The following is a 16,529-nucleotide window of genomic DNA, read 5'->3' as shown; positions in this document are numbered from 1 at the left end:
CGATGAATCGTCGCGACCACGCACACGGCGCTGTCGGAAAGGCACGTGCGGGTGATTCTGGGTTCGCGGTGCATCCGCCGCAGAGCGGGAGTCCTCGCCGCGCTTGAAGTCTGAATCCGGCTCGTCAACGCGTGCGCAGCTGGTCCGCGAACTCGCGCAGGCGGGTGGCGGCGTCGGCGCTGAGGGGCTCGCCGTGTCCGGGCGCGATGACCTCGGGTTGCAGTGTCGCCAGTGTTCGGATCGATTCTTCGGCTGTGGACCGGTGCCACGTGGTGTACCACGGCGGGCCTGCGAGCCGTCGTCGGCCGAACGCGTTGAGGTCGATGGTCAGCAGCGCGTCACCGGTGATCAACACTCGGTCGTGGCGACGGAGGTAGGCGACGTGGCCCGGGGTGTGACCGGGTGTCGGCACGGCTTCCCAGCCGGACAGACCGGGTGGGGTGGAGAGCGGGTCGAGGCCGCGCGCAGTGCCGGTCAGGTCTCCTGCCGCGATGAGGCGGGCGCGGGTTTTCGCGGGCAGCAACCGCATGAGCGGTCCGATCAGCCGGCGGTCGAGCGGGTTGGCGTACTGGGGCAGCAGTTTCCCCGCGGCTTGAGGGAGTTCCACTGGATGCACGTGCACCGGCACGTCCCACCGGTGAGCCAGGGCGGGGGCGGCTCCGGAGTGGTCCGGGTGCAGGTGGGTGAGCAGGATCGCGGTCGGGCGCGTTCCCGTGCCGAGCAACGCCTGTGTGGCGTTGGCGACGGTGTCGGCGTCACGTCGCCAGCCGGTGTCGATCAGGACCCAGGTCTCGTCCGTGCGCACCAGGTAGGCGTTCGTGGCCATGGGGCCCCGCCCGAGCGCGATCACGTACACGTCCTCGGCCACGCGTTCCGCCGGCATGCCCGCCTCCTCACAGTGTGCTGACCCGCCGAGGATCCTGCAGGCCGAGGTGGAGGGACAGGGCAGTTCGGCCGTGGCGCGGCGGTTCGTGGTGCTCAAGGGACAGAGGTCCCTGCAGAACGGGGATGAGCGTCACTGCCGTGCGTGGTGGCCGGTCGCGACCATGGACGTGTGACGAGGCTCCGCGATCTCCTGCAGCGCTACCGCCCGGCGGGGACGCCGGGTGCGGCGGCGCGGCCGGGAGTGCCCGCGGACCGGGCGGCCGAACTGGCGACCGAGCTCGAACCGGTGCTCGCCCTGCTGGCCGAGGCGGAGGCACAGGCGGAGCGCATCCGGCGCGAGGCGCGTGCCGAAGCGGCCGGGATTCGTGCGCAGGCGGCCCGTCACGCCGAGAACTTCCGCGCCGAGGCGGTCGATCGTGCCGCGAAGGTGCGTGCGCGCGCCGCCGCTCGTGCGCGGGCGGAAGCGGCCCCGGACGGCGAGCAACTCGTCGCGGCCGCTCGGGAGCGCTCCGAACAGACGCGGGCGCGCGCCGCGGCTCGCACGCCTCAGCTCGTGGACCGGGCGGTGGCGTCGGCCCTGTCGGCGCTCGCGGAGGCTGTGCCGTGAGCGCGGCGTGGACTGCGGGTGGTGTGCGGGCGCGGGCGCTGCTGCGCCGGCGAGCAGGCGCTGTCGGCGCGCGTGAGGTGGCGAGCTGTGCGTCGCTGGCCGAGGCGCAACAGTTGCTGAGCACGGGTCCCTATCAGCGCCATCTGCGGGTGGGACAGTCGTTGGAGCAGACGGAGCACGCGGTCGCCGCGACCCTGCTGTGGCACCTGCGGGTGCTCGCCGGGTGGCAGCCGCGGGCGGGTGCCGAGCTGGTGAGGCTGCTGGCCGGGTGGTTCGAGGTCGCGAACGTGCTGGAGCACGTCCGGTCCCTGACCGGGGAGAGCACGGGTGAGCTGTACCGGCTCGGCACCCTGGCCACCGCCTGGCCCCGGCTCGCCGCCACCACCTCGCTCGCCGAACTGCGAGACGCACTCGCCGCCTCGCCCTGGGGTGATCCCGGTGCTGCCGATCCGTGGCGGATCGCGTGTGGCGTGCAGCTCGGGTGGGCGGCGCGAGTGGCGGGCGGCGTGTCACAGGCTTCGGCGTGGGCCGCGGGTGCGGCGGCGTTGCTGGTCGCGCGGGCGCGGTTCCTGCTCGGCCGACCGGCACCGGAGTCGGCGCTGCTCGGACCGGAGGTGCCCGGCGGCCTGGCGGCGTTCGCCGGTGCTCTGCCCGGTGAGGCGGCCTGGGCGCTCGTGGACGTTCAGGAACCCGCGGATCTCTGGCGTGCCGAGGAACGGTGGTGGACGCGGGTCGAGAACGACGCGCACACGCTGCTGCGCGGTCCGGGCTTCGGGCCGGGGCCGGTGGTGGGCTGCGCCGCCCTGCTCGCGCTGGACGCCCGGCGGGTGCGTGCCGCGCTCGAGCTCACCGCACACGGCGGCCGGCGGGTGGAGGTCTTCGATGCCCTTGCCTGAGGCAGTTGCCCCGGTCCGGATGGAACGGGTGGCGATCGTCGCACCCGAGGCCGTGCTGCGCGACGCGGTGATGAAGCTGTCGGGCCTGGTCGACATCGACCGCACCGACGAGGAACTGGAGAAGGTGGTCGCCGGCGCGGTCCGGCGCGGTGAGGTCGCGGCGCTGGCGGGATGGTGCCCTGCGGAGGAACGGCCGGCCATCGCGGCCGCTCTGGCGGAGGTGGGCGCCGCGATGGTGCCCATGCGCGCGCCGCGTGGAGTCGACCCACCGACCCTGTTGCGCGGAACCGGGACTGTGCGGCGTTCGTTCACGCCGCTCGTCAGCACGTACGGCACCGTGCCGTACCAGGACGTCGATCCGACGTTGCTGGCCGGCGCCGCCTACGTGCTGATGTTCGGGATGATGTTCGGCGATGCCGGTCAAGGGCTGCTGCTGGTCGCGGTCGCGGCGCTGTTGCGCACCTGGTCCCGGCTCGCCCGCTGGCGCTCCGCCTGGCCGTTCGTGGCCGGTGCGGGCGCGGCCAGCACTCTGTTCGGCGTGCTCTACGGGGAGTTCTTCGGACCGACAGGCGTGGTGCCGGCGGTGTGGGTCGATCCGTTGGAGGACCCGGTGCTGCTGCTGGGGGCAGGTGTCGCTGCGGGGGCGGTGCTGCTCGCCGCCGCCTACGCCGTCGCCATCGTCAACCGCTGGCGGGAAGGCGGTCCGCGGCTCGCGGTGTACGCGGCGTCGGGCATCGCCGGTGCCGCGCTGTTCCTGGGGATCGCCGGTGTGGCCGGTGGTCTGTTGCTCCACGCCGACCTCGTCGTCGTGGGTGGCGCCGTCACGGCGGTCGCCGGGCTGGTGCTGGCCGGAGTGGGTTTCGCGGCCGAGTCCGGTGGTGGTGCGGCGGGCGTGGCGCAGGCCGTGGTGCAGTTGTTCGACATCGTGATCAGAACCGGGTCGAACCTGGTGTCCTTCGCCCGGCTCGCGGCGTTCGGCCTGGTGCATGCCGCGATCGGTTCCGTGGTGTGGCTGGGCACGACCGCGCTGGCCGGCCACGGGGTGGCCGGGGTCGGCGCGGCGGTCTTCCTCTTCCTGCTCGGCAACGCCCTGGCGTTCTCCCTCGAGGCGCTGGTCGCCGCGATCCAGGCGTTGCGCCTGGAGTTCTACGAACTGTTCTCGCGGGTCTTCGAGATCGAGGGCCGGCCCTTCCGCCCGTGGTACGGGGAGGCACGATGATGGTCTGGTTGGCAGGCTTGCCGGTGCTCGTCGCGGCCTGCGCGGGAGCGGTGCTGCTGATGCGGCGCAGGGGACGCGCCGCTCTCACCGTGTTCCTCGCGCTGAACGCGTTTCTTCTGGTGGGCGCGGCGATCGTGCTGGTGGTGGCGCTGAGCGGCGGTGACGCGGCCGCCTCACCGCTGACGGTCGCCCAGAGCACTCCGCCCGCGGCGAACTGGGCGGCGCTCATCGGCGCCGCGATCTCGGTCGCCGGATCGTCCATCGGCGCGGCGATCGCCGTGGCGTACACCGGAGCGGCCGCGCTCGCCGCGCTGAGCGAGCGTCCGGAGTTGTTCGGGCGGGCCATGGTGATCGTCGGTCTCGCCGAGGGCATCGCGATCTACGGCCTCATCGTCGCCGTGATCCTCATCGGGCAGGCGTGAGCCGTGGGCGCCGTGGCGGTGATCGGGGCCGGAGTGGACGGCTGGGCGCTCGCCGGGGCACGTGTTCACGACGCGGGCGACGACGCGTCGGTGCGCCGGGCGTGGAGCTCGCTGGAGGACGACGTCTCGGTCGTGCTGCTCACCGAAGAGGCGGCCCGCGTGCTGAGCGTCGAGCTCACGGCCACGTCCTGGCCGCTCGTGGTGGTGATGCCGCCGTGAACGCTCAGCTGGACGCGCTGGCGCCGGTGATCGCCGCACTCCTGGCGCGGGCGCGAACCGAGGCGGAGCAGGAGCTCGCGGACGCGCGCCGTGAGGCGGACAGCACGCTCGCGGAAGCCCGGACGGAGGCACGGCGAATTCTGTCCGAGGCTGCCGCCGCGGGCAGGGCCGCCGCCGCGGAGTCGATCGTCATCGAGCACGAGCGCGCCCGCCGCGAGGCCCGTGCGCTGGAACTGGCCGTCCAGCGCGAAATCTACGACGACTTCGCCCACCGGGTCGCCGGCGCCGTGTCGCGGGCCTTCACGGATCCGCTGATGCGCGCGCGGCTCGTCGCGTCGGTGCGAGCCGAACTGGGACCTGATGCGTCGGTGCGCGACGGTGACGGCGGGGGAGTGCTCGGCGTGGCACCGGGCCGACGGCTCGATCTCGGCGTCCAGGCCGTCACCGAGCGAGCAGTCGAGGCACTCGGCGACGAGGTGCGAGAGCTGTGGGCGCCGTGACCTCGGGCCGCGTCGTCCGGGTGGCCGGTCCGCTGGTCGAGGTGCGCGACGTCGGGCCGGTGGCGATGCACGACCTGGTCAGCCTCGGCCCGTCGGCCATACCTGGCGAGGTCGTGGCGATTCGTGACGGTCTGGTCAGCCTGCAGGCCTACGAGTACACGGGCGGTCTCGGCCCCGGTGCCGCGGCCGTGCCGGCGGGCAGGCCGTTGTCGGTGCGGCTCGGCCCCGGCCTGCTCGGCAGGGTGTTCGACGGACTGCTGCGCCCGTTGTCGGCGGCTCCCGCCTTCCTCACGCCGGGTGCCGCCATCAAGGACGGCGACCAGTCGTGGCGGTTCGAGGCGCGGGTCCGCGAGGGCGAGGTCGTGGAGGCGGGGCAGACGCTCGGCGTGGTGGCCGACGCCGGTGCGCTGGAGCACCGCGTGCTCGTGCCGCCGGGCACGGCGGGTGTCGTGGAGTCGTTGGCGGACGGGAAGTGCGAGCCTGACGCGGTGATCGCCACCGTGGGCGGCGTGCCGGTCGGCCTGACCGCGCACTGGCCGGTGCGGGTGCCGCGGCCGTACCGCGCCCGCCGGACCGCGGTCGAACCGTTGCGCACCGGCCAGCGCGTGGTGGACCTGCTGTTCCCCATCGCACGCGGCAGTGCCGCAGCGGTGCCGGGCGGCTTCGGCACCGGGAAGACCGTGCTGCTGCAGCAACTCGCCAAGTGGTGCGACGCCGACGTGATCGTCTACATCGGATGCGGTGAACGCGGCAACGAGCTCGCCGAGGTCGTCGCGGAGCTGTTCGAGCTCACGGACCCGCGCACGGGCGGACGGCTGGCCGACCGCACGGTGGTCATCGCCAACACCTCCAACATGCCGATGATGGCGCGCGAGGCGAGCATCTACACCGGTGTCGCCGTGGCCGAGTTCTACCGGGACATGGGTTACCACGCGGTGGTCATCGCCGACTCCACCTCGCGCTGGGCGGAGGCGCTGCGCGAGTTCGCGTCCCGGACCGGGGCACTGCCCGCAGAGGAGGGCTATCCCGCCGACCTCGCCTCCGCACTCGCGGCCTTCTACGAACGCGCAGGCTCCGTGGAGACACTGGGCGGGTCCACCGGCTCGGTCACGATCATCGGCGCCGTGTCGCCACCGGGCGGAGACATGACCGAGCCGGTCACCGCGCACACCGAACGGTTCGTGCGCGCGAGGTGGACGCTCGACCGCGACCTCGCCTACTCCAGGCACTACCCGGCGGTGTCCTGGTCAGGCTCGTTCTCCCGGGACGCGCCCGCGATCGGCGGCCACCACGCGCGCGAGAACGACCCGGACTGGCCGGCCAGGCGCGACCGCGTGATCGGATTGCTGGCCGAGGCGGACCGGCTGTCCGCACTCGCCGAACTGGTCGGCGCCGCCACGCTCTCGGCCCCCGAACGGGTCGTGCTGCTCGGCGGACGGCTCCTGCGCGACGGTGTGCTGCAGCAGAGCGCACTGTCCTCAGTGGACGCTCCGGGTGGTGACGAGAAGGCGGCCGCGCTCGTCGACGTCGTGCTGGCGGTGGTGGACGAGTGCCGCCGGCTCGTCGGCGCGGGCGTCGCCGTCGAGGACGTCGAGGAGTTCGACTTCACCGAGTTGGTCCGTCTGCGCGAACGGGCAGGGCCGCGGGACGTGGAGCTGATCGGGCAGTGCCGGGACGCGGTGCTCGCCGGGTTGCGGAGGCTGATGTGACAGAGGACGTGGGAAGGGGCGTCGAGTTCACCGGGGTGCGGGAACTGCGTGGACCGCTGGTCGTGGTCGCGGGCGTCACCGGCGTCGGTTGGGACGAGTTCGTGCGCATTCGGCTGTCGTCCGGCGAACTGCGGCACGGACTGGTCCTGGAGGTCGACGACGACCTCGCCGTCGTGCAGGTGCTGGAGGGCACCGCCGGGATGAGCTGCGCGGGCACGTCCCTGGAGTTCACCGGAAGCCCGCTGGACATTCCGGTCGGCTCCGGGTGGCTCGGCCGGGTGTGCGGAGGCCGCGGCCAGCCGATCGACGGCGGTCCGCCGGTGTTCGGCACGCGCCGGGAGCCGGTGACCGGAGCCCCGCTGAACCCGACCTGGCGCGAACCGCCCGCGGAGCCCGTGTTCACCGGTGTGTCGGCGATCGACGCGTTGACCACGCTCGTGCGCGGCCAGAAACTGCCGCTGTTCTCCCTGCCTGGACTGCCTCACCTGGAGCTCGCCACGCAGATCGCCGCACAGTCCACAGCGGAGGGAGAACAGTTCTGCGTGGTGTTCGCGGGCATCGGCCTCACCCACGCCGACGCCGCGTTCGCGCGCGACGCGCTGGAGGAACGCTCAGCCGCGGGAGAACTGGTGCTGCTGCTCAACACCGCGGACGACCCGGTGGTCGAACGGATCCTCACCCCGCGGATCGCGCTGACCATCGCCGAGGAACTGGCCTTCCGCGGCGGCAGGCACGTGCTGGTGGTGATGACCGACATGACCAGCTACGCCGAAGCGTTGCGCGAGGTGTCCGCGGCACGCGGGGAGATCCCTGCCAGACGGTCGTATCCGGGCTACCTCTACAGCGACCTCGCCACGTTGTTCGAGCGCTGCGGCCGGATCCGCGGCAGACCGGGTTCGGTGACGGTGCTGCCGGTCCTCACCATGCCGGGCGGCGACATCACGCATCCCGTGCCCGATCTCACCGGCTACATCACCGAGGGGCAGATCGTGTTCTCCGCCGAGGCGCACGCGCGCGGTGTGTACCCGCCGGTCGACCCGCTCGCGTCGTTGTCGAGGCTCATGCGCAACGGCGCGGGACCTGGCCGCACTCGCGCCGACCACCTCGACGTCGCCGCGCAGCTGCTGGCCGCCCTGGCACGGGCCCGGCAGGTCCGCGACCTCGCCGAGCTGATCGGCCTGAGTGGACTCGGCCGCACCGACCGGGCGTATCTGGAGTTCGAACAGGCTTTCCGCGACGACCTGATCGGTCAGCGCCGCGGCGAGACCCGCTCGCTGGACGACACCCTGGAGCGGGCGTGGAGAGTGCTGTTGCGGCTGCCCCGCTCCGAACTCGCGATGCTGCCCACCGCCTTGCTGGAGCAGCGATGACCGCGATCCGGGTACCACCAGGCCGGTCCGGCCGCTCGTGGCTGCGCCGCCGCCTGGCCGGCGCGGAGCGCGCGGCCGAGTTGCTGGAACAGAAACTGCGGGCGTTGCACGCGGAACAGCGACGTCTCGAAGCGGCCGCCGACCGCAGCGGCGCCGAGTGGACCGCACGCCTCACCGAGGCGCGAACCTGGATGCTGCGCGCCGCGCTGGTGGGAGGCAGGCGTGGCATCCGTCTGGCGGGCACAGCCGCGGAGGCGGAGGTCACCATCTCGTGGACGGCGACGCTGGGCGTGCGTTACCCGGCCGCGGCGACCTGCACCCCACCGGACTCGGAGTCCGCACTGCCCGGTGGCACGGCGATCACGCGCGCGGCCGAGGAACAACGCCGGGCACTCGACGCGGCCGTCCAGCACGCTGTCGCTGTCACGGCACTGCGACGGGTGTCCGCCGAAGCCGACGCGACCCGGCAACGCGTGCGGGTGCTGCGGCGGCACTGGGTTCCCCGGCTGCGCGACGCGCTCGCGCGCACCGAGCTGGAACTGGAGGAACAGGAACGCGCGGAGGGCGTGCGACACCGGTGGGCGGCCTCCCGGTGATCTGCGGCCGACGAGGGTCTCATCTCCGGTGAGCCCAGGGGCTCACCGGGACGACGACGAAGGGCCCTGGGTGGCGCGGCCGCGGCGCGGAAACCTTGACGGCGGAGGTGGACCATGGACACGAAGCCGATCTCGCGGATGGCTCGACGGGCGTTTCCCGGCCGCAACCAGCTCGCCACACCAGGTGATCGGCTCGAAGGTGCTGCCCTCGTTCTGGCCGTGCTGATCGCGCTGCTCGCCGTACCGGTGGCCGGAGCGACCGGATCGGAGTGGTACGCGACGCAGAAGGTCCAGGCGGCGAGCGAACAACAGAACCGGCACCGAGCCGAGGCGGTGCTGATCGAGGACGCCCCTCAGTTGGTCGGATCCGCTGGACGCGGCAGGACGGCGGAGTCCCCGCGGGTGCTGGCGACGTGGCGAGCGTCCGACGGGACGGAGCGGCACGGCACGGTGCAGGCGAACTACGACGCCAAGGCGGGGGCCACCGTCCCGATCTGGATCGACCGCAGTGGTGCCCTGGCCAAGGAGCCCCTCACGGCAGAAGGTGTTGCCTTCAACGCGATCACGATCGCGGTGCTGCTCTGGACCGTGGTGGCGGTCGTGATGATCCTGCTGTACTTGGTCGTGCGGTCCGTGCACCAGAGGATCCGCCTGCGCCGCTGGGCAGGGGAGTGGGAGCGGATCGCACCCGGCTGGACATCGCGTTGACCGCCCCACCGCAGGCCGGCGGGCCGCCCGTGATCACGCGGCTCGCCTGGATCGACCGGCTGAGGATCGCTGTCATCGCCGGTGTGGTCGTCGTGCACGTGGCCACCGCGTACCTGTCGGACCTGGCGGGGTGGTACTACGAGGAGCGGACGACTTCCGCGTTCGTGACGGAGGTCGCCGGTCTGCCGCTGGCCCTCGGCGCGGTTTACGGCCTCGCACCGTTGTTCCTGATCTCGGGCCGGCTCGCGCGCCTCTCGGTTTCCCGGCACGGTGCGGTGCCGTTCCTGAGGACACGGGTGCTCCGGCTGGGTGTGCCCGCGTTGGTGTTCCTGCTGTTCCTCGACCCGTTCACGGACTGGCTGGGCGGCACCGGGAGAACGTTGGGAAGCCACCTCGCCGACCCGTTCGGCGAGCGCGACTTCGGTCCGATGTGGTTCGTGGTCGCCCTGCTCGTGTTCTCGGCGCTGTACGCGGTGCTGCCGCTGCCGCACACGAAGATCAGCGTCCGGCTCGTCGTGGTGCTCGCCGCGGTCATCGCGGCGGCGGACCTGGCGTTGTGGCAACGGGTGGGGTACGCGAGTCCGACGTTGTGGAACCTGCAGCTGGCGCATTGGCCGCAGGCGGCAGGGATGTTCGTGCTCGGCGCGGTGGTGGATCTGGGCACCGTCCCACGGCGCTTCGCCAAGTCCTGTGCGTGGGTGGCGTTGACGATGCTCGTCACGCTCAGCGCCACGTGGGTGCTGACTCCGACCGACGACGGGCCACGAGCGATCACCGGGGGATGGCACTGGAGCGTGGTGGCTTTCGCCCTGCTGGACGGCGTGATCGCGATCCTCGTCTCGATCTGGCTGGTTTGGTGGTTCTCCTCGCGCTGGAACGGCGTGGCGGGCTCGATGACCGTCCGAGCCGCACGAGGTTCTTACGCGGCCTACGTGCTGCATCCGCTCGTACTGGTGCTGTTGTCGCTCACCGCGCGGCCGCTGCCCTGGCCGCCGGAGGCGAAGTTCGTGCTCGTCGCGGCCATCGGCGTGCCGGTCTGCTTCGTCGTCGGACACCTGGCGACGCTGGTACCGGGCGTGAACCGCGTGGTGTGAGGACCGGCCGGTGATCTGACGTCGGCTGCTCGTGGCCGTTCCCACAGTCGCAGTCGCGTGACCGTCAGGCGCCGTCCAGTCCGGCTGGGAAGAACGGGGCGGAGGTGGCCACGCCCGCGGCCACGGTGACGACGACCCAGGCGAACGCGCGGTGCAGGGTGGTTGCGGGCAGTCGGCCGGCCAGGCGCCCGGTGATCACGGCGGCGAGCAGTGCTGCGCCCGCGAACACCGCCGTGATGCCGGGATCGACGTGCGCGCCGGCGAGGCCGTGGGCGGTGAGGCCGGCCAGCGCGGTGATGGTGATGACGACCAGTGAGGTGGCGACGGCTTCGGCGGTGGTCAGGCCGAGCAGCACGGTCAGCACGGGCACGATGACGAACCCGCCGCCAACCCCGAACAGCCCGGTCAGCACTCCGACCACGGCTCCGGCGGCGAGTGCTCTGGGAAGGCAGCTTCGCCAGTTCACCTTCCCACTGCGCGTGCGGCACGCTCCGCCCGAATCGGAGGGGGCGGCGAACATGCGCGCCGCCACGGCCGCCATCAACGCGGCGAAAGCGAACAGTGACCAGCGTTCGGGGATCAGGCGTCCGAGTGAGGTTCCGGCGAAGGCAGCGGGGATGCTCGTCGCGGCGAACACCAGCGCCACGGGCCAGCGAACGGCCCCGGTCCGCCAGCGGACGGCCAAGCCGCCCAGCGCCGACACCGCCACCACGACCAGGGAGGTCGGGATGGCGGTGGCGAGCGGCATGCCGACGCCGTAGACCAGCGCGGGCACGGCGAGGATCGAGCCGCCGGCGCCGAGCGTGCCCAGCACGGCGCCGATGACCAGTCCGAAGAGCGCTGCCGGCAGCATCAGACCGCCATGGGCAGACCGGCCTGCCCGGCCCGGTCGAACTCGTCGTCGATCGCGACCACGTGATGGCCCGCGGCGGCGAGCACGGAGGCGGCGATGGAGGCGCGGTAGCCGGACTTGCAGTGCACCCACACCTCGCCCGGTGGCACCTCGTCGAGGCGGTGCAGCAGGTCGTGCAGCGGCACGTGCACGGCACCGGCGACGTGCTCGTCCACCCATTCGAGTTCGCGCCGGACGTCGAGGACGGTGACGGTGCGGTGGTGCCGCACGTCGGCGAGATCGGCGAAGCTCGCACGTGGGAACGTTCCCAGGGGTGCTGTCCCGGACCACTCCTCTGGCGTCCCGGTCGCGGAGGACTCGATGCGGTCGATGCCGATGCGCACGAGTTCTCGCTGGGCTTCTGCGACCTGCGCGGCACTGCTCCCGAGCAGGGAAACGGGTGTACCCCAAGGGATCAGCCAGCCCAGATAGGTGGCGAAGCTGCCGTCCAGACCGAAGTTCAGACTGCCGACGACATGTCCTGCGGCGAACGCCGTGCGAGAGCGCAGATCCACGACCCACTCGCCCGCGTCGATGCGCGCGCGCAGCTCCGCCGGATCGGCTGTCTTCGGCTCGACCAGGGTGACGGCGTCCGGTCCCGCCGTGTTGGCGGGTCCCATGTGGGCGTAGTAGGCGGGGAAGACGTCGAGGCCGGCGAGCAGAGCATCCACATAGGACTTCTCATCGCCGGTCAGCGCGGGGTTGGTCTTCTTCTCCCTGCCGATGGTCGATCGTTCGCCTTCCGACTGGGTGGCGGAGCAGAAACTGCCGAACCCGTGTGTCGGGAACACCTCGGCGTCGTCGGGCAACAGGTCGGCCAACCGGTGCGCGGAGGCGTACTGCGCTCGCACCAGCTCGTCCGTGTGCTCCGGGCCGAGCAGGTCGGGGCGGCCTGTGGAGCCGAACAACAGGGATCCGCCGGTGAACACCGCCGATGCGCGATCAGACGTCTCGAGGACGTAGGACAGGTGGGTGAACGTGTGTCCTGGCGTGGCCACGGCGCGCACCCGCATCTCGGAACCCACCTGCACGACCTGACCGTCGTGGATCGGGGTGTGGTCGAACGTCACGGGGTCGGCCGCGTTGACGTGGTACGCCGCGCCGGTGGCGCGGGCGAGCGCGAGTCCGCCGGTGACGTAGTCGTTGTGGATGTGCGTCTCGAAGACATCGGTGATCCGCGCCCCGTGCTGCTCGGCGAGGGCGATCACCCGGTCGATGTCGCGTTGGGGATCGACGACGAACGCGACGGAGCCGTCGCTCACGAGGTAGCTGCGGTCACCCAGGCTCGGCGTGTCGATGGGGACGATCTGTGTCATTGTCTCCTCCAAGTACCCCCAGGGGTATCTGAATCCACCATAGCGCGCGTGCTGGACTACCCCCAGGGGTATGTGAGCAAACTACCTCTGTACCCCTGGGGGTATGCTGGAATCACGTTGTGGGACGAAGGGATCCGCCATGTGTCAACGAGTCACGTGCTCGCGCTGCGGCAAGCCGACTTACCGGGGCTGCGGGAACCACGTGGAGCAAGTGCTGGGTGACGTGCCGCGTGCACAACGCTGCTCCTGCGCGGCACAGCCCCGGCAGGACAGGTCCTGGTGGCCGTTCGGGCGTCGCTGACCGCACTGAGCCTGCCCGCTCGCGTACCCTGGGGGGTATCACGAGGAGGTGGCGGGTGGAGCTGAACGAGGACGTCCTCGCGGACGTGGTCAAGCGGCTGCGACGAGTCCAGGGCCAGGTGGGCGGGCTGGTGCAGATGATCGAGTCCGGCAGGGACTGCAAAGACGTGATCACGCAGCTGGCCGCCGCGTCGAGAGCGCTGGACCGGGCTGGCTTCAAACTGATCGCGAGCGGGCTGGAGAAGTGCGTGTCCGACGACTCCGAGCAGGCGGTCGCCGACCGGGCCCAACTGGAGAAGCTCTTCCTGGCACTCGCCTGACCGAGCGCTGACAGCGGTCACGCACGTTCGCGTGGCCGCTGTCAGCGCTTCGAGATGTACCGCTTCGTCTCGCAGGCCAGCACATCGACACCCCTGACCGGCGTGTCTCGGATGTACGGGTGCAAAGGACTTTCGCCCTCCTGTTTTCACAGTCGCTTCAGTGTAGACCGAATCCAGCGCTGTGTCCCAGACCACGAGCCGGCCCAGCGCTGCGGAGGACCTCGCAGCGTTCCTGTCCGCGGCGGCAACGCTGGACCAGCAGTTGCACGACGCGGCCGCCGCCATCAACGCGGCCGGTCCACCGTGGGCCGGCACCGGACCCGAGGTCGCGCGTTCGGTGACCGCCGCCGGCACCGGTCGCCCGCACCAGCCCGGCCAGTCTGCCCCACGATCTGCAGCAGTCGGTGATCCTGGTCTGCAGCGGTCTGTCCTCGCGCCGGCACGCCATGACCTCGTTCGAGATCACACCGCTCGCCGCACCGCACGATTCCACCGAGGCCCTGCTGCGCGAACTGGGCAACGGACAGGCCGCGTCGGCACGCTTCGACGCGGACCTCGCCGCGACGCGAGCCCTCGTCGCACGGACACGCCGATCACCGCTGTGCCCAAGGACTCCCGGCTCGGCGCCGAGGTGCTGCTCCACGTGCAGTACGTCGACCTGGGCAACGGCGGGTGCGACTCCCGCGGCGGCGCGGTCGCCACCGGACTACCGGAAATCAGCTGGCAACCCGTCGCCGGGAGCCCCAACGCCGACAGGACCATCGGCCGACCCGGCGCCGGTATCGAGTTCACTGCGGACTTCCGTCCCGATGGCACGTGGCACGTCCAGGTCAACGCCTGCTGAAGCGGTGTCCACGCGTGTTCACCGGGCTGAAGGTCGTGCGGGCCGGCATCTCACGGCCGGCGCTGCGGCGTCACGGCGAGGTGGTCGACGACGGCACGCAGGTCGCCCCGGCCGGTGAGCACCTGGCGTTGCCTGGCCGCTCCGCCGCCGCAGATGCGCAGCCCTGACACGCATTGCTCGACGAAAGCGAGATCGCCCGTGTCGCGCAGGGCCGGGCGGACGTGGGACACCAGCCGGTCGACCAGGTCCCAGCCCGTGCACGACCGCCCCGACACGGGGTCGAGACACCGGCCGTCCAGCCCTGCCCTCGCGGCTTGCGCGCACGCGGCTCGGATCACCGCGTCGGAAGCACTGTCCGTTGGTGTGGAGATCAGCGCGGTGCCGACCAGTGCGCGCGTGAGCGCCGCTTGCAGCAGTGCCTCGTCGACGGTCGTCGCGACATCCGCGATCCGCACCTCCACGGTCGGAGCATGCGATGACGGTCGGACGTAGTAATAGACCATGCCCGGATCGGTGATCACGTCGGCGTCGACCAACCTGGCAACGAGGTCGTCGTAGTGGGCGGCACTGCGAAATCGTGGTGGCACACCGCAGACGGGCCAGCGGGACCAGACGTTCGTGCGCCAGCTCGCGTGTCCGGTGTCCCTGCCGTCGAAGAACGGGGAGTTCGCGCTCAGCACGAGCAGGGCGGGGAGCCAGGGACGGATGTGATTGCTCGCGCGGATGGCGTGGTCGGCGTCCGGAACGCCGACGTGCACGTGACATCCGCAGACGCCTTGGTCCTCGGCCAGTGCGCCGTACCTCGCAGCCATCCGCTCGTAGCGTTCGTCCGAGGTCACCAGGGGTGGTCCCGGCCGCCCCAGCGGTGGGGTGCCGCTCGCGACGAGCAGTACGCCGTGGCGGCGGGCGGCACCGGCGAGCACACGGCGACCGCGGTCGAGCTCATGTCGCAGTGAGGTGAGGTCGGTGCAGACCGGTGAGGCGAACTCGGCCTGTGCAGCCGAGAACTCGTGATGAAAGTCCACTCCGGACAATTCGGCGATGATCGAGGCAGCTGCCGGGAGCGGACATCTGCTGACGGAGTCGACGACGAGGTACTCCTCCTCGATCCCGAGCGAGAGCGGGGCGGTCATGCGCTGGGCCTTGCGGATGACTCGAGGTGACCGGTGAACCAGTCACGGGCCAGCCCGGCGACGGTGTCCAGGTCGTCGGTCTCGTCGAACAGCTCGTTCGCACGGCGCACCACGACGAGCCGGCGTTCGCACCGCAGCCGCGGTGCGGCGGGTACCAGGTTGAACACGGTCAGGACGCCGTTGGTGATGGCCAGCCACAGCAGGGGGGAGCTGATGAGCGCGGGCGCGTCCCACGCCACGAGCGCGGTGCCTGCGGCACCGGCGAGCACCGCGACGACCAGGCTGGTGGCCGGGCCCGCGACGGCGATCAGGAACGCGGTCTTGGCGCTGCGCGGCGAGGAGGACAGCCGGGACATGCCGCCGAGCAGCCACAGGTCGATGCGGTCGACGCCGACGCCGAGGCGTTGGGCGACCAGTGCGTGCGCGAGCTCGTGGGCCAGCAGCGACAACATGAGCGTGAGGGCGGCGAGGACTCCGGTCGTCCAGTAGGCGAGGCCCGAGTGGCCCGGCACCGTCTGCGGCAGTACGGACGTGGCCACGATCTGGGCGATGACGATCACGGCCAGCAGCGTCGACCAGTGCGCGCCGACACCGATCCCGCGCACCCGGCCGAGCGAGATGGACGGCAATCCGGTGTTCATGGGTCCAGCGTTGCGAGCGGGGGCCAACCGGAGCAGAGACAGAGGTCCGCCGTGCGCGCGGCAATGGTCCCGTGCTGTTGCCCACCTTGGGTTCTGCGTCGCGGAAGTGACTGAGAGCAGGCTCACCTCAGTTGCCGGAAACGCGGAGGAAGGGGAGCGACATGACCACCAACGGCTACACGGCGAGGCATCGGGCGATGCTGCAGGCGATCGCGGACGGACGTGGCGAGCTGGTGTGCGGGCGCACCCCGAGCCTGAGCGTCGACGGTCTGTGGTGTGACTTCACCGCCACGGTCGAGCTGTTCACGGGCGGATTGTTCCGTCCTGCGCGGGAAGCGGCGTTCGGTAAACCGGCGCCGGCCGTGCTGACCGTGTCCGGTGTCCAGGTTCTGCGCTCGTTGGCGGTGGCGTGACATGACCAGACGAACGCGGATCGTCATCGCCGCAGTCGCCGCCACGACCGTTGTCCTGGGTCTCGTCGTCGTGCTGGTCACGTTGCGGCGCAACAGAACCGAGCCTGCGGCGCCGACCTCCGCGACGACCACGGCGACCTCCGCACCGGCCTCGTCGAGCGGCGAGACCACGAACTTGCTCGTGTACTTCCACCGGGGCGCGCCGGGTGATGCGGGTCAGGTCGTCGCGGTGCGGCGGTCGGTGCCGAAGACGGTGGCGGTCGCGACCGCGGCGCTGAACGAACTGTTGCCCGGACCCACCGCGGCGGAGCAGGCCGACGGTTACTGGTCGATGTTCGTGCCGGGAACGGCGCGTGCGCTGAAGAGCGTGCGGGTGGTGGACGGTGTCGCGCACGTGGACTTCCGCGACTTCCGCGACACCATCCCGAACGCGAGCTCCAGCTTC

At 71.6% G+C, this 16,529-nt stretch carries 20 protein-coding genes; 15 read left to right on the top strand and 5 right to left on the bottom strand.

The window, feature by feature from the left end; genetic code table 11:
* Positions 1–124: 124 nt before the first annotated feature.
* Positions 125–883, bottom strand: a complete 759-nt coding sequence (locus tag ACFOWZ_RS04635; RefSeq protein ID WP_382369195.1) for an MBL fold metallo-hydrolase — start codon at positions 881–883, stop codon at positions 125–127.
* A gap of 171 nt (positions 884–1,054) precedes the next feature.
* On the opposite strand from ACFOWZ_RS04635, the gene ACFOWZ_RS04630 reads away from it, so the two are divergent.
* From ACFOWZ_RS04630 to ACFOWZ_RS04580, 11 genes are all read left to right on the top strand, one after another.
* On the top strand, positions 1,055–1,492 hold the full coding sequence (locus ACFOWZ_RS04630) for a hypothetical protein (protein ID WP_382369192.1): 438 nt from the start codon (positions 1,055–1,057) through the stop codon (positions 1,490–1,492).
* Positions 1,489–2,388 (top strand): hypothetical protein, encoded by a 900-nt coding sequence (locus ACFOWZ_RS04625; protein WP_382369189.1) that lies wholly within the window; start codon positions 1,489–1,491, stop codon positions 2,386–2,388. Before ACFOWZ_RS04630 ends, ACFOWZ_RS04625 begins: the two co-directional genes overlap by 4 nt.
* A complete protein-coding gene (locus ACFOWZ_RS04620) occupies positions 2,375–3,607 on the top strand; it encodes a V-type ATPase 116kDa subunit family protein (RefSeq protein ID WP_382369186.1) in 1,233 nt (410 codons plus the stop codon). The genes ACFOWZ_RS04625 and ACFOWZ_RS04620 overlap by 14 nt, the downstream gene beginning before the upstream one ends.
* Positions 3,604–4,029: an ATP synthase subunit C gene (locus ACFOWZ_RS04615; protein WP_382369183.1), complete on the top strand. Its 426-nt coding sequence runs from the start codon at positions 3,604–3,606 to the stop codon at positions 4,027–4,029. The genes ACFOWZ_RS04620 and ACFOWZ_RS04615 overlap by 4 nt, the downstream gene beginning before the upstream one ends.
* 3 nt (positions 4,030–4,032) lie before the next feature.
* Complete coding sequence (locus tag ACFOWZ_RS04610; RefSeq protein WP_382369180.1) at positions 4,033–4,248, top strand: hypothetical protein; 216 nt, start codon at positions 4,033–4,035, stop codon at positions 4,246–4,248.
* Positions 4,245–4,748: a hypothetical protein gene (locus tag ACFOWZ_RS04605; protein WP_382369177.1), complete on the top strand. Its 504-nt coding sequence runs from the start codon at positions 4,245–4,247 to the stop codon at positions 4,746–4,748. Before ACFOWZ_RS04610 ends, ACFOWZ_RS04605 begins: the two co-directional genes overlap by 4 nt.
* Positions 4,736–6,457, top strand: a complete 1,722-nt coding sequence (locus tag ACFOWZ_RS04600) for a V-type ATP synthase subunit A (RefSeq protein WP_382369174.1) — start codon at positions 4,736–4,738, stop codon at positions 6,455–6,457. Before ACFOWZ_RS04605 ends, ACFOWZ_RS04600 begins: the two co-directional genes overlap by 13 nt.
* A complete protein-coding gene (locus tag ACFOWZ_RS04595) occupies positions 6,454–7,827 on the top strand; it encodes a V-type ATP synthase subunit B (protein WP_382369171.1) in 1,374 nt (457 codons plus the stop codon). Before ACFOWZ_RS04600 ends, ACFOWZ_RS04595 begins: the two co-directional genes overlap by 4 nt.
* Positions 7,824–8,423 (top strand): V-type ATP synthase subunit D, encoded by a 600-nt coding sequence (locus ACFOWZ_RS04590; RefSeq protein WP_382369168.1) that lies wholly within the window; start codon positions 7,824–7,826, stop codon positions 8,421–8,423. The genes ACFOWZ_RS04595 and ACFOWZ_RS04590 overlap by 4 nt, the downstream gene beginning before the upstream one ends.
* 114 nt (positions 8,424–8,537) lie before the next feature.
* The gene (locus ACFOWZ_RS04585; protein WP_382369165.1) at positions 8,538–9,131 is read left to right on the top strand and encodes an Rv1733c family protein; all 594 of its coding nucleotides are present in this window, start codon (positions 8,538–8,540) and stop codon (positions 9,129–9,131) included.
* Entirely contained in the window at positions 9,095–10,225 is a 1,131-nt protein-coding gene (locus tag ACFOWZ_RS04580; protein WP_382369162.1) for an acyltransferase family protein, read from the top strand. The genes ACFOWZ_RS04585 and ACFOWZ_RS04580 overlap by 37 nt, the downstream gene beginning before the upstream one ends.
* A gap of 64 nt (positions 10,226–10,289) precedes the next feature.
* Here ACFOWZ_RS04580 and ACFOWZ_RS04575 read toward each other — a convergent pair whose 3' ends face one another.
* Together ACFOWZ_RS04575 and ACFOWZ_RS04570 are read right to left on the bottom strand one after the other, a co-directional pair.
* Positions 10,290–11,078: a sulfite exporter TauE/SafE family protein gene (locus ACFOWZ_RS04575; RefSeq protein WP_382369159.1), complete on the bottom strand. Its 789-nt coding sequence runs from the start codon at positions 11,076–11,078 to the stop codon at positions 10,290–10,292.
* On the bottom strand, positions 11,078–12,433 hold the full coding sequence (locus tag ACFOWZ_RS04570; protein WP_382369156.1) for an MBL fold metallo-hydrolase: 1,356 nt from the start codon (positions 12,431–12,433) through the stop codon (positions 11,078–11,080). The genes ACFOWZ_RS04575 and ACFOWZ_RS04570 overlap by 1 nt, the downstream gene beginning before the upstream one ends.
* Positions 12,434–12,789: 356 nt before the next feature.
* On the opposite strand from ACFOWZ_RS04570, the gene ACFOWZ_RS04565 reads away from it, so the two are divergent.
* Together ACFOWZ_RS04565 and ACFOWZ_RS04560 are read left to right on the top strand one after the other, a co-directional pair.
* Positions 12,790–13,053 (top strand): metal-sensitive transcriptional regulator, encoded by a 264-nt coding sequence (locus tag ACFOWZ_RS04565; RefSeq protein ID WP_030469912.1) that lies wholly within the window; start codon positions 12,790–12,792, stop codon positions 13,051–13,053.
* Positions 13,054–13,654: 601 nt separating this feature from the next.
* Positions 13,655–13,897 carry a hypothetical protein gene (locus tag ACFOWZ_RS04560; protein WP_382369152.1) on the top strand — a complete coding sequence of 81 codons (243 nt, stop codon included), beginning with the start codon at positions 13,655–13,657 and terminating at the stop codon, positions 13,895–13,897.
* A gap of 50 nt (positions 13,898–13,947) precedes the next feature.
* On the opposite strand, the gene ACFOWZ_RS04555 is transcribed toward ACFOWZ_RS04560, so the two are convergent.
* Positions 13,948–15,030 carry a carboxylate-amine ligase gene (locus tag ACFOWZ_RS04555; protein ID WP_382369149.1) on the bottom strand — a complete coding sequence of 361 codons (1,083 nt, stop codon included), beginning with the start codon at positions 15,028–15,030 and terminating at the stop codon, positions 13,948–13,950.
* A complete protein-coding gene (locus ACFOWZ_RS04550) occupies positions 15,027–15,671 on the bottom strand; it encodes a site-2 protease family protein (protein ID WP_382369146.1) in 645 nt (214 codons plus the stop codon). The genes ACFOWZ_RS04555 and ACFOWZ_RS04550 overlap by 4 nt, the downstream gene beginning before the upstream one ends.
* 161 nt (positions 15,672–15,832) lie before the next feature.
* On the opposite strand from ACFOWZ_RS04550, the gene ACFOWZ_RS04545 reads away from it, so the two are divergent.
* Entirely contained in the window at positions 15,833–16,084 is a 252-nt protein-coding gene (locus ACFOWZ_RS04545) for a hypothetical protein (RefSeq protein WP_382369143.1), read from the top strand.
* 1 nt (position 16,085) lies between these two features.
* On the top strand, positions 16,086–16,529 hold a 444-nt coding region (locus ACFOWZ_RS04540; RefSeq protein WP_382369140.1), incomplete at its 3' end, for a GerMN domain-containing protein.

The organism is Lentzea rhizosphaerae, from assembly GCF_042649515.1.
GTDB classification, from domain to species: domain Bacteria; phylum Actinomycetota; class Actinomycetes; order Mycobacteriales; family Pseudonocardiaceae; genus Lentzea; species Lentzea aerocolonigenes.
Note: the sequence above shows the minus strand (reverse complement) of the source record. Positions and strands in the feature narration are given on the sequence as shown.